Origin of the sequence: Salinibacter sp. 10B, from assembly GCF_002954405.1 — a bacterium.
Classification (GTDB): domain Bacteria; phylum Bacteroidota; class Rhodothermia; order Rhodothermales; family Salinibacteraceae; genus Salinibacter.
Genome location: NZ_MQWC01000004.1, coordinates 1,038,252 through 1,050,296, shown reverse-complemented (window position 1 = coordinate 1,050,296; position 12,045 = coordinate 1,038,252). Strand labels below are relative to the sequence as shown.

Sequence of the window (12,045 nt, the reverse complement as noted above, 5' to 3'; positions counted from 1 at the left end):
GGCCTGACAGGTTCAAGGCGTCGCGCTTACTGGATTTCGATCTGGCGCGGCTTCACGTCTTCCGTCTTCGGCACCGTAATCGTGAGAACGCCGTTCTCGTAGGCGGCCTCAATGTTGTCCGCGTTCACCGTGCGGGGCAGCGTGAAGGAGCGGTAGAAGTGGCCGAAGGCACGCTCGACGCGGACGTATTCCTCGCCTTCGTCGGTGCGGTCACTGGCGCGCTCGCCACTCACGGTGAGCTGGTTGTCCTTGTAGTTGATCTTCAACTCGTCCTTGCTCACGCCCGGCACGTCCAGGTGGATGCGGTAGGCGTCCTCCGTTTCGACGAGGTCGGTCCGGGGCGCCCAGACGGCCTGCTGCGACGAGGAATCGCCGTCGCGCTCGGTGGAGGAGGGGAAGAAACGATCGAACACGCGATCCATCTCGCGCTGCAGGTCGTTAAGGGTTCGGGTGCTGCGGGTGCGGCTCAAGCTCGTCATGGGTATGTACTGGGATTGATTCTACGGGTGATGAACGGGGGAGACCCGCGTCCTATGAACACGAGCCTCACCATTGCAATTCACCCATCACAGTATGCAACCCCTATACCACCTCAAACATCCACAGAAACATCCTGCCATAACGACGGTCGAATCCGACGGGTTGGCGGGACTGGTAAACGGAGGCGACGGAGCGACAGAGGGCAACTGCCAGAGCGTCAAGTGAAGAGGCACGATCCGTCAGCCCTCCTGAAAAGACGGCAGGGAAAGTAGAGGGGCCAACGCTTCATTCGCAGGAGGCTGGGAGAATCGTGCCCTCGGCCGTTCCGAAGCCCACCCGATAGCCGTCGCCCTGAGCGTGTCCACGCATCACGACGCGGTCCCCGTCCTCAAGGAACGAGCGAGATTCTCCACTCGGAAGCTCGATCGGATTCTCGCCGCGCCACGAGAGCTCCAGCATGCTGCCGTAACTGCTCTCTGTGGGGCCGCTGAGGGTGCCGGAGGCCATGAGATCGCCCGGGCGCGTGTTACAGCCGTTGACTGTATGGTGGGCAAGCTGCTGACAGACAGTCCAGTACATGTGTCGAAAATTGCTTCGACAGATGGTCGCCGGCGTGGTCATATTTTCCGTTTGCAGATCCACCTCCAAGTCCACGTCAAAGGCCCAGTCGCCCTCGTGCTGGAGATACGGAAGAGGGGTAGGGTCTTGCTCGGGGCTCGGCACACGGAAGGGGGTGAGTGCCGCCATTGGTACGATCCAGGGCGAAATCGTCGTGGCGAAACTCTTGCCGAGAAAAGGGCCGAGCGGCACGTATTCCCAGCCCTGAATGTCGCGTGCACTCCAGTCGTTGACGAGGCAAAAGCCAAAGATGTGCTCCGGGGCTTCATCAATCGGGATCGGAGTCTCTCGCGAGTTGCCGGGACCGGTGAAGAAGCCCATTTCCAGTTCGAAGTCCAGTAGGCGGCTTGGTCCGTAAACGGGCGGCTCGTCGTCGTTCGGGCGCGTTTGTCCGCAGGGGCGGCGCACGTTCGTATCACTCAAAATGACGCTGCTGGCCCGACCGTGGTAGCCTACCGGAAGGTGCTTCCAGTTGGGCTTGAGCGCATTTTCAGGCCCACGAAACATGGTGCCCACGTTCCGCGCATGGTGCTCTGAGGAGTAAAAGTCGGTGTAGTCCCCCACGTCCACGGGCAGATGCATTGTCACGGCGTCGCGGTCGTGCAAGACCTGAGTTTGGAGAGAGGGGGTATCGCGGAGCGGCGGCGTGTCGGCGCGGAGCAACGTATGGATGCGCTCGCGCACCGGCTGCCACACCGATGCCCCCAGTGCCATGAACGCGTTCAGAGACGATTTCGAGAACGGACGCTCCTGCTGGATGGCCGAGAGAGAAAAGAGGTCGTTTTCTGTCAGGAGGGCTAGGTCAAGTACCTGATCGCCGATTGCAACGCCCACCCGTGGCGACGATGCTTCCGGAGGAGTGAACACCCCGTAGGGCAGATTTTGAATGGGAAACGGGCTTTCGGGGGCGACGTCGAGAAAGGAATCGAACGTGGGGTCTGTGGTCGGGTCCGTCATGAGGATTGAGAGGGAAAAGAGGAGAGAATGTGGGAGGAGAGGGCGCTGTGCTCAAAGCACCACGTAGAGTCGGGCAACGACAGGGATTGGAATGCGCTCCCGGCGAGAGAAGCACCATTGAGCTTCAGCGCCGGGGGATGAATGAGGGTTGCGAGGCGACTAAAGCAGATCGAGGTCACGCAGGTGGTCCACTGGCTCCTCGAAGCTGCAGCTGCCAAAGGAGAGAGCGAGATGGTCGCGGGCATGCCGGATGCCGTCGAGGGAGGCACTGAGGTTGCGCCAGGAAAACCCCTCCTTTTCGAACCGGAAGTTGTTCGAGGTTTCTTCGCGGAGGATGGTCTCCACCTCCTCGGAGTCGAGCTGATGCTCCGCGGCGAGCACAGCGGCCCCGAACAGGTTGATGAAGCCGTGCATCTCGGTGTCGAGCCCGTCGTCGTAGTGCCGGATGGGATGGTGGAGTCCAGCTGTTGCCTTGAATGGAATCCCGGCATTCCGGGCCCCGACGATGAGGGCAGCAACATGTTCGGGAGAGGGGACGTCCGTGGGTTCGGCTCCCCCACAGCGAACCTTGAGTCCCATGATGGACCGGGGAGGAACGGCCTGTTGGCTGTTATGCTCAGAGAGGGCGGCGCAAAGGGCGGACAGTCCGGTCACCGCGGCGGATTCCATCGGCACCTCGAAGAAGAAATCAAGCTTGGCGGTGCCCGTTTGGACGAGCCGCTGATCGACGGCCTCAAAGAAAGCCTCGGCATCGTGCTGAGAGCCCCCATGAAGGGACGCGGGCAGGGGAACCTCCATGACATCCACCTGAGCGCGACCGCCGTACTGCTGGTCGAAGTCATCGATCACCTCCAGGTCGCGAGCGAGCGCGTCCAGGAACGTATCCCGATCGTTCCCGCCAGTCCCGAGCACCGAGAAATGGTGAGGCGTCCCCTGTGAGAAGAAGCTGCGGAACGGCGTGAGGTCTGGCAAGCGGCGGACCGGCAGTACGAAGCGAGAAAGCATCCAGGCCTCCGACTCGTCTCGGTAGTCGGAATAGCTGCGAAGGGCCTGCTGCAACGTGAGGTCGGCCGGGGGAAAAAGGCCGGCGTAGTCCACGATTTCGTGCAGGAGGGTTTGGAGACTGGGCGGGACGAGATCGAGATCCTGTCGAGATTCAGGCGATTCCATGGAGAAAGAAACCAGTTTGAAAAATGTTGGTCCGCAACGGCAGAAGAAGCACCGGGCGGCTGAAGCAAAGGCAGATCGGCGATGCACGCCGGTTCTTGAATGAAAAAGTGCCACGTACGCTCCGTCCGTAGTGGAAGCGCTTCGATTGGTTCCGCTACGAAGGAGGAGTGGCCCCAATCCGCTTGCAGGGACCGTCGTCGGGAGGAACAGGCCGGATCAGTCAAGAACGGAAGGCAAGAGGGGAGTTCCAAGGGACAACGGCCCCGCGGCGGTATCGATACAGTCGAGAATCGTTTTGGACAGAGGACGCGGATCGTGTTGGGATGGCCCTCGTTAGACCGCTGGAATCCGAACCTGCTCCGAGGGATGTAGCAGTGGGGGAAATGCCGTCCTCCGTCCATCTATGTCACAGAATCCAGGCTTATGACCGCGACGCCTTCTCTTTTCGCCCGATTCATTCTGATTGCTGGTATGGCTGTGGCACTGCTGTCGGGATGTGCCTCCGGCGGCCCTGAAGTGGGGGCGGCCGAGACGGATTTGGAAGAAGGCAACTATGAGGCGTCCTTGTCCAGCCTCGAAGACGCACTGGACCGCGACTCTTCGAATGCAAGTGCGTATGAAATGAAGGCCACTGTGCTTCGTCGCATGGCCGACAGCAGCATGGCTCCGGACGAATACATCGATCTGTACCGGCGGGCCCAAGCAGCCGAGGATAGTGCAATCACGTACCGATCGCGTCGCGAGGATGAAATTCAAGAGACACGGTTCGAGGTGTACCAACGTGAGGTAGAGCGGGGAGAAAGTGCGTACAATCGGGCAAATAAATACGAGCGGGAATCCCTTTATCGGCGATCTATCTCCTTCTTTGGGGCGGCCGGCATTCTTCAGCCCGATTCGGCCCGGCCCGTTTTGAATGAGGCGTATGCTCGTCTGCGGGTTGGCCAACGAGCGGAGGTCATCCCTGTACTTGAAGAGTACGTAGACCGGGTTGACACCACCAACCAGGAGGCCGCCAAGATTCTTGGCGAATTGTACATGTCGACAGGGGCCTTTGAGCGTGCCACGGAGCTTCTCGATCGGGCAACCCTCTATTACCCGGATGATCAAGAGCTTCACGCCCTCCGGCTGGATGCCTACAATCGGGCCGGCAACATGGAGGAGGCCCTTTTGGCATACCGCGAGCAGATTGAGCAGAAGCCCGAACGTGCGAGGTATCGGCTCCACTACGGGACGCTGCTGTTAGAAGCGGCCCGCTACAACGATGCGATTCGAGAACTCAGGAAAGCGGTGGAGCTTCGTCCCGAACATGCTGAGAGTCAGTACAACCTGGGCGCGGCATACTACAATGCGGCGTTGGCCCGGGAAGACAGTATCACGACACTGCAGGAGGAGATGGAGGCTGGAGGGGACGCTGCGGAGGAGGCGTCTGCGGATTCTGTGCTCACGCTATCCCAACGCGTGGACAGCCTGCGGCAGCGACGACAACGGTTTTACAGAAAAGCCGTCCCTCCCCTCGAACGGGCGCGCCGGTTGAGTCCTGCGGGGACGTCCCGGCAGGATGCCTGTCGGGCGCTCTTCGTGGCGTACATGCAGACCCAGCGTCCCAATAAGGCGTCGCGGGTTGAAGATTGTACGGGCTTTACGAGCGCGGGACGAGAATAACGGTCCGTAATATGCCCGAGCGGTGGGGAGAAGAGAGGCTTGAGCCTTGGAGTTCACGGAGGCATGACGGAATTGTGTTGCATTAGGTTTTCCTTCCGCCCTACTTTGAAGAAGTAGCCAGCATTGTCGTCCTTGAACACGTTGTTGCGTTTCCCCGACGACGGCTCCCGCGCGACAGCCCCACATTCACTTGAGTAAATCCGTTACGGAATAGACCGTACCAATGATGACGATCCGACGATCAGCGCTTTTCTCTTTGTTTGCAGGAGGTCTCGTTCTTGCCATCCTCTCAGGATGTTCGGCCGGGAATCCATTCATGAGCAAGGCCGAAGATGCCATGGAGGAGCAAAATTATGACCAGGCCCTGGCAAGTGTCGACTCAGCCCTTGCACAGGACTCGGCCAACGTGGACGCGTACTTGATGCGGGCCCAGGTGCTCCGCCAGATGGCCGACAGCACCATGTCCGTGGAAAAGTACAAGGACTTGTACGCCCGAGCCCGGGACGCGGAGGAGGCCGCGATCAAGTTCGATCCGGGAGCCCGGAGCGAGGTTGAAGGCCAGCGTACGCTCACGTTTGCCCAGCAATCGCGGAAGGGAGCTGAAGCCTTCCGACGGGCCCGCCAGACCTCTGACACCACCGATTACCGTAAGGCCGCAGTCTACTTTGGCGGCGCGTCCGCGACGTATCCCGACTCGGCCAACGTGATTCTGAATCAGGCCTACGCAATGCTCAACATGGAGCAAAACCGGGAAAACGGCGACATGACTGGGGCCGCCCCGGTTCTGGAGCGCTACATTGAGAAGGCCGACGCTCCGCAGAAAAACGCTTACGACATTCTGAGCGCCCTGTACTTGCAGAACGGGCAAAACGAAGAGGCCATCGACCTGCTTGAGTCGGCGATTGATGACCTGTCTCAGCGGTCCAGCTATATTCAAGTTGGTGGGTCGCGAGGCCTGAATTACACCGGAGAGGTGCAGGTGAATGGATCCTCTCGTAGCGTGGAGGGAACGACGCCCGACAAGGTGACGATTGACTCGAACGGGGAGGTGTCTGCGACTTTCCAGAAGGAGCAAGAAAAAGGACAGCTTCGCGTGAGTCTTTACTACAAGGGATCGACGGTGGCTGACACCCTGATCAGTACGGGAACGGCCTCTCTGTCCGTCAACCTGCAGGAGCAAGCCCCGCTTGCTCAAATGGAAGGCCGGTTGCTCAATGCATACAACCGCGCCGGGCAGACGGAGAAGGCCATGCAGGCGTATCGGGAGCAGATTGATCAAAACCCGAACAACGCCACCTACCGGTACAATTACGGTTCGCTGCTGCTGCAGTCCGATCGCTTCGACGACGCCATTGAACAGCTTCAGAAGGCTGTGGACCTGGAGCCCGGGAACGTGAAGGCACAGTACAATCTCGGAGCCGCGTACTCCAACAAGGCGCGAAACGTTCAGGACAGCCTGACGGCCCTGAATGACTCCATGAGCGCGATCAGCGAGGCCGCCATGGAGGAAAACCGAGAGCCGACGGCGGAGGAGAAGGAGAGAGTGAATGAGCTTGACAGCAGAATCAAGGAGCTGGAGCAGCAGAAGCGCGATCTCTTCCGGGAGGCCATTCCCCCGCTGGAACGCGCCCGTCAGATGGCCGACTCGGAGGGCTCGTTTCGGCAGGACGCCTGCGCGGCGTTGGTGACTGCGTACGTGCAGATCGAACAGACGGCGAAGGCGCAGGAGCTTGAACAGTGCGCCGGCCTCAACGTCCAGCAACAAGGCGAAAATGGCGGCAACTAGCTGATTGCCCGTATCCGAAGGTCGAGAGAAGGCCCTCGCGATTTTACTGAGAGCCCGGGTTTCCGACCAGGGGACCCGGGCTCTCGTATTTTTGTGCTCACCTCTGCAGAACCGTTCTATACGAATCCACGCAATTCAAACCGAGATGTCCAACCAAAGCGACTCGTCGATCACCCTCGCGGACTTACACTCTGGATTTGGGACTCGGGCAGTTCATGCGGGACAGGCGCCCGACCCGACGAGTGGAGCGGTGATGACGCCAATCTATCAAACGTCCACCTACGCCCAGGAGGCGCCGGGGAAGCATAAGGGATACGAGTACTCCCGAGTGTCGAATCCAACGCGCACCGCGCTTGAGGGAAATCTCGCGAGCCTTGAAAATGCCGAGCATGGGATTGCGTTCAGTTCGGGCGTTGCTGGCATCGACGCGATTATGAAAAGCCTTCGTCCGGGGGATCATGTGTTGGCGACGGACGATCTGTACGGGGGGACGCATCGCCTCATGAAGCAGGTCTTCGAGCCCCTCAATATCTCCACGTCGTTTGTGGACATGAGCGATCCGGAAGCCGTCGAGAGCGCCATCACAAACGCTACGAAACTACTCTGGATCGAGACGCCGACCAATCCGCTTATGCGGGTGGTCGACATTGCGGCTCTTTGCGAGCGGGCCCACGCCCACGACGTGGATGTAGCGGTGGACAATACTTTTGCGACCCCGTATCTCCAGCAGCCGCTCGACCTGGGAGCAGACCTTGTATTGCACTCGGCAACAAAGTACCTCGGCGGTCACTCCGACCTCATCCTCGGGGCGGTGTGTACCAACGATGAGGAGTGGGCCGAGCGGCTCCGGTTTCAGATCAAGAGCACCGGGGCGTCTCCCGGTCCCATGGATTGTTTTCTCACCCTTCGGGGAACCAAGACGCTGCATCTGCGGATGGAGCGTCACTGCGCGAATGCACGTCGTCTTGCGGGCATGCTCGACGATCATCCGGCGGTCGGGCTGGTGCGCTACCCGGGCCTGTCGTCCCACCCGACCCACGACCTCGCTGCCCGACAGATGAGCGACTTCGGGGGAATGATTTCCTTCGAGTTGGCCGACGACGATATGGAGACGGCGGTGGCCATTCTCGAAGAGGTGGAGGTCTTTACTCTCGCCGAAAGCCTGGGGGGAGTCGAGAGTCTTATTGAGCATCCAGCCTCAATGACGCACGCGTCCATCCCGGCCGACGAGCGCGAGCAAATTGGTCTAACGGATTCGCTCATTCGACTGAGCGTTGGTGTTGAGACGGCTGACAATCTTGAAGCAGATCTACAACGGGCCCTTAATCGGGCGGTATAAGGCCGAATCCGCTTGCAGGATTTACTGTGTCGGTGGACCTTCGGCCTCTTGTGAGTGTGGATGGGAGGACGTGGGGAAAGATCGAAGCGAGACATCTCCCACGTTCAGGCGTCCCTCCCCGAACGGAGGGGCCACGTTCCACTTCGGAAGCGAATCGAGGGGCGCTCTACGCGTGCTGACGGAAGGGGATACCGCGTGTCTGGAGGCGGACACGTGATTGGAAACAGGAGAGATCACCATCCTACCGTTCCCGGTCCTCCCTTGAATGGTCCTACAATGTCGTCGGTGATCCACCCCCCGTAGAAGTCTCCCTCTTGGGCGTGGGCCTGTTTCTCCCCCACGTAGCAGGCGTCCATCTTGCTCGCATAGAACGCAAGGTGATCCTTGAGCGCCTGAAACCGGTCGGTAGGAGACGGATAGCCCCACGCGGCCTGGGCTGCCGAGCGCTCATCCACCTGAAGCGTGTAGTACACCGCCCGACCTTTGAATTCGCACATCGTGGTTCGATTCTCCTGCGTTAGGTACTTCATCGCCACGTCGGCAGGCGGCAGATAGTAGACCGGCGGATGACTCGTTTCCAGCACCCGTAGCGCATCGGTGGTATCCGCAATCGTGATATTGTTGAAGACGACCCGGACGCGTTGGTCGCATGGGTCTAGGGCCGGGGGGCGTGGATAGTCCCAGACGGATTCCTGGCCGGGGCCGGGGGCGGAACGGGTGGGCATGGGCAAACGCGAGGGCGAAGAGGCGAAAGAACGGGTGACCTGCTAACGAGAGGATCCCCCGGCCGATTCGGACGGAATACATCGTTCCACGTTTGTCACCCATGGGGCGTCAGGCCATCTGCGAACCGGGCCCATCACGTTGCAAGACTCTACATTCTCGGTGTAGCAAAGTCGATGTGCTGGGGCAAAAATCAACGCAGCTCTACACCCACTGAGCCGCGAGGGCCTCAATTTCCGCGTGGAGGGATCGGTCCTCCACCACCGGATCGATAGAGGGCATCCAGTCGGGGGACGGTGGGGCAGGTCCCTTTGCCTGCCCCTCTGCACGCAGGTGAGTGAGTTGAGATAGGGCAAGGCCCAGCACAGCGAGAATGGATGCCAGGTGCTCGGTCTGCTCGTGGGCGGTACGGGCGGCGAGAGCGCCCATCGAGACGACATCCTGGTTGTCGCCATTGGTGGGGATCGAGGATGTGCCCGTCATCTGAGCGTTTTGTCGCAGTTCGGCCACGAGGGCTGTGGCCGTAAGTTGCGCTCCGGCAAGCCCGCTTGTGGGGCCGGGATTCCAGGCGAGAAGCGGGGGGGCCCCTCCGTTCTGGTCGGGAGTGAGAAGGACGTCGACCTGTCGTTCCGCTAGCACGCCCATTTGGGTCAGGGCTTCGTTGAGGGCATCGGCCGCAAAGGCGACCTGCTGTCCTTGAAAGTTGCCGCCGTGAAGCACGGCAGGGGCGTCCGGGGCGATCACTGGATTGTCGGTCACCCCATTCAATTCGGTTTCGACCTGTTGACGAACATACGAGAGCTGATCGCGGATTGCGCCGAGAATCTGGGGGGCACAGCGCAGCGAATACACCTCCTGGAGGGGACGGTCCTCATGCTCGGCGGGACCATGGCGGGTGGCTTCTGCACGGATGGCCGCCGCGCTTGCTGACTGGCCATCATGTCCTCGGGCATCGTGGAGACGGGCATCGAGCGGGTCCAATGAGCAGCCCAGCAGCCGGTACATCCAGCCGGTAAGGGCCTCGGCGCGTTCGAGAAGGCGTTGCCCCCGAGCCACCGCCAGAGCCGCGGCCCCAGTCATGAGTGCGGTTCCATTGACGAGGGCAAGCGCGTCGCGGGCGTCAAGGGAGACCGGGGAGAGCTGAGCGGTACGGAGTGCTTCCCCCGCATCCTGAATCTCGCCGCTATCCGTTAGGACCCGTCCCTCTCCCGTACAGACCCGCGCCACGTGAGCCAGCGGGGTGAGGTCGCCACTGGCGCCCAAGGATCCGATTTCGGGAACGGCTGGGATCACGTCGTGGCGTAAGAGGTCCGCAACGGCGTCAAACGCATCCGGACGGATGGCAGAGTGTCCCTGTGCGAGCGATTGGAGGCGGGCAACAATCAAGGCCCGCACGACGGGGCGGGGGAGCGCGTCCCCACTACCGGTCGCGAGGTGAGCAATCAGGCCCGTGCCCTGCGCAACCGCATCGTCGGTGTTTGCCTCGTGTTCGTGAAGGGGGCCGAACCCAGTCGTAACGCCATAGATTGGCGTTTCCTCGTCACGAAGGTGGGTTAGGGCAGAACGGGCGTGCTGGAGGGCGCGGTCTGCTGCCTCCGTTGGGTGAACCGAGAGGCCGGGCGTCTGAGCCCCTCGGTCGAGCGCCTCGCACGAGAGCGTGACATCGGGGCCGATAGAGAGAGAAGAAGACATACAGCGAGGCAGACGAAGAAGGGGACTCGAGGGAGCGTTAGGAAGACGAAGATTGATACGCTTCGGTGAGCGCCTTCGTCATCGTGCTCCGGTCCACCGTCCCTTTCGGGAGGGTAGACCATGCCTCAGGGGCAATTGTGGTCGTCCACACGAGTCGTTCGGCCAGGGACCCGAGGGCGGCACGATAGTCCTCGTCCGAGGGAAGAGTTGCGGAGGGGGCGGCGGGACACAGGGCCACAGCGACGTCGTCCCCGTTCGGGGTAAAGACGAGGGCGTCGCGCAGGTCGGGGAACGAGGTTTTGAGAGCGGCCTCCATTGCGCCGGCCTGTACCCAACGCCCATTCGACAACTTAAAACTGTCATCCTTGCGTCCCCGAAAATACAGGTCATCTCCGGAGCGTTCGACGAGGTCCCCGGTGTGGACGGTGCGGTCAGGGGCAGCCCGTTCTAGCCGCCCGTTCTTCCACACGCCGACGCAGGCGTTCGGGCCTTCGAAGAGCAACTCCCCATCGTCGGCCACCTCGACCGAACAGCCCACGGGGCGGCCCAGGTAGTGGGCGGCCCATTTGCCAGGCGGACCCATCGCGATGCCCGGAGCTGCCTCCGTTTGGCCGTAGCCGGCGCGCAGTGCCGTACGAGAAAGACGTTTGGCGAGAGGGCCGGATACGGGGGCGCCCCCTACCAGGCCGCCGTTTAGGTCGCGCAGCAGGGCCTCTCCCCCGGCGGTGTCAATGAGCCGCTGGATGACGAGGGGCACGGCCGACAGATGGGTGGCACCCCAGGCGTTGCGCAGTTGCAGTAGGTGTTCGGGGTTTCTCCCGCCATTTGGATCCCGAATGAGCTCGGCACCCGACAAAAGGGCAGGGAAGAAGTCGAGGACGAGACCGAAGGCGTGCGTCCAGGGCAACACGGAGAGCACGCGGGCATCGTGGAGGGCAAAGTGGGGAAGATGGCTCGCCAGCACCGAGAGCACGTTTCGATCGGAGAGGGCAATCCAGCGTGCATGGGCCGTGGTTCCCGACGTACGAAGTAAAAATCGCACGTTCGGAGTCGGAGAGGTGTCTGGGGACCGAAGGGTATCGGGGGTCGACCGGGGACCAGCGTATTCTTCCGAGATAAACGTGTGAGGAGCCTCGACCGCGTCGGTCGTCACGGCCGCTCGGGCCTCAAGGGTGGTGAGGAGGTCGGGAACGTTCGCATTGTGCGGGGCAAGGGCAACGGTATATCCCTCCCAGAGAGCGGCCACCAGCACCTGTACGAACGCCGTGGACGGCGGGAGGGCAATCACGAGACGATCCCCAGCCTGGAGAGACGTCGACCGAAAGGCCTGCGTCCAGAGGCGAGAGCCGGTCCAGAGCGACGCAGCGGGGGTAATGGTGTCGTCGTAAATGAGAGCAGGAAGGGCCTCATCCCGCAGTCGGTTGTACAGAAGGTCGTGCCAGGGATTGACATCGAGCGAAGCCCCGTCCCCAGAGCGAGGGCACTGATCGAGAGCGGTTTGCACTGCTCGTACGACGGCCCCAGACGTAGCAGTCCCCGAGGATTGGGGAGAAGGCGAGGATGTTGGAAAGCCGTTGGACCGCATCGAGAGAGGAACGAGGAGCGTTTAGGGAGGGGA

General features: G+C 61.3%; 9 protein-coding genes. 3 read left to right on the top strand and 6 right to left on the bottom strand.

What is annotated here, in order from left to right:
• Window positions 1-26: 26 nt before the first annotated feature.
• The 3 genes from BSZ35_RS04610 to BSZ35_RS04600 all read right to left on the bottom strand — a co-directional run bounded on the left by BSZ35_RS04610 (window position 27) and on the right by BSZ35_RS04600 (window position 3,225).
• Window positions 27-479, bottom strand: a complete 453-nt coding sequence (locus BSZ35_RS04610) for an Hsp20/alpha crystallin family protein (protein WP_105011349.1) — start codon at window positions 477-479, stop codon at window positions 27-29.
• 286 nt (window positions 480-765) lie between these two features.
• On the bottom strand, window positions 766-2,055 hold the full coding sequence (gene fahA, locus BSZ35_RS04605) for a fumarylacetoacetase (RefSeq protein WP_105011348.1): 1,290 nt from the start codon (window positions 2,053-2,055) through the stop codon (window positions 766-768).
• 159 nt (window positions 2,056-2,214) lie between these two features.
• Entirely contained in the window at window positions 2,215-3,225 is a 1,011-nt protein-coding gene (locus BSZ35_RS04600) for a hypothetical protein (protein WP_105011347.1), read from the bottom strand.
• Window positions 3,226-3,696: 471 nt separating this feature from the next.
• Here BSZ35_RS04600 and BSZ35_RS04595 point away from each other — a divergent pair, with 471 nt between their 5' ends.
• From BSZ35_RS04595 to BSZ35_RS04585, 3 genes are all read left to right on the top strand, one after another.
• Window positions 3,697-4,887: a tetratricopeptide repeat protein gene (locus tag BSZ35_RS04595; RefSeq protein WP_219846584.1), complete on the top strand. Its 1,191-nt coding sequence runs from the start codon at window positions 3,697-3,699 to the stop codon at window positions 4,885-4,887.
• 316 nt (window positions 4,888-5,203) lie between these two features.
• Complete coding sequence (locus BSZ35_RS04590) at window positions 5,204-6,673, top strand: tetratricopeptide repeat protein (protein WP_181149179.1); 1,470 nt, start codon at window positions 5,204-5,206, stop codon at window positions 6,671-6,673.
• Window positions 6,674-6,818: 145 nt separating this feature from the next.
• Complete coding sequence (locus tag BSZ35_RS04585) at window positions 6,819-8,012, top strand: cystathionine gamma-synthase (protein ID WP_105011344.1); 1,194 nt, start codon at window positions 6,819-6,821, stop codon at window positions 8,010-8,012.
• A 233-nt stretch (window positions 8,013-8,245) separates the two neighbouring features.
• Here BSZ35_RS04585 and BSZ35_RS04580 read toward each other — a convergent pair whose 3' ends face one another.
• From BSZ35_RS04580 to BSZ35_RS04570, 3 genes are all read right to left on the bottom strand, one after another.
• Complete coding sequence (locus BSZ35_RS04580; protein WP_105011343.1) at window positions 8,246-8,737, bottom strand: DUF427 domain-containing protein; 492 nt, start codon at window positions 8,735-8,737, stop codon at window positions 8,246-8,248.
• Between the two features lie 202 nt (window positions 8,738-8,939).
• Window positions 8,940-10,427, bottom strand: a complete 1,488-nt coding sequence (locus tag BSZ35_RS04575) for an aromatic amino acid ammonia-lyase (protein ID WP_105011342.1) — start codon at window positions 10,425-10,427, stop codon at window positions 8,940-8,942.
• Window positions 10,428-10,464: 37 nt separating this feature from the next.
• The gene (locus BSZ35_RS04570; protein ID WP_258096073.1) at window positions 10,465-11,931 is read right to left on the bottom strand and encodes a class I adenylate-forming enzyme family protein; all 1,467 of its coding nucleotides are present in this window, start codon (window positions 11,929-11,931) and stop codon (window positions 10,465-10,467) included.
• Between the last annotated feature and the right edge of the window lie 114 nt (window positions 11,932-12,045).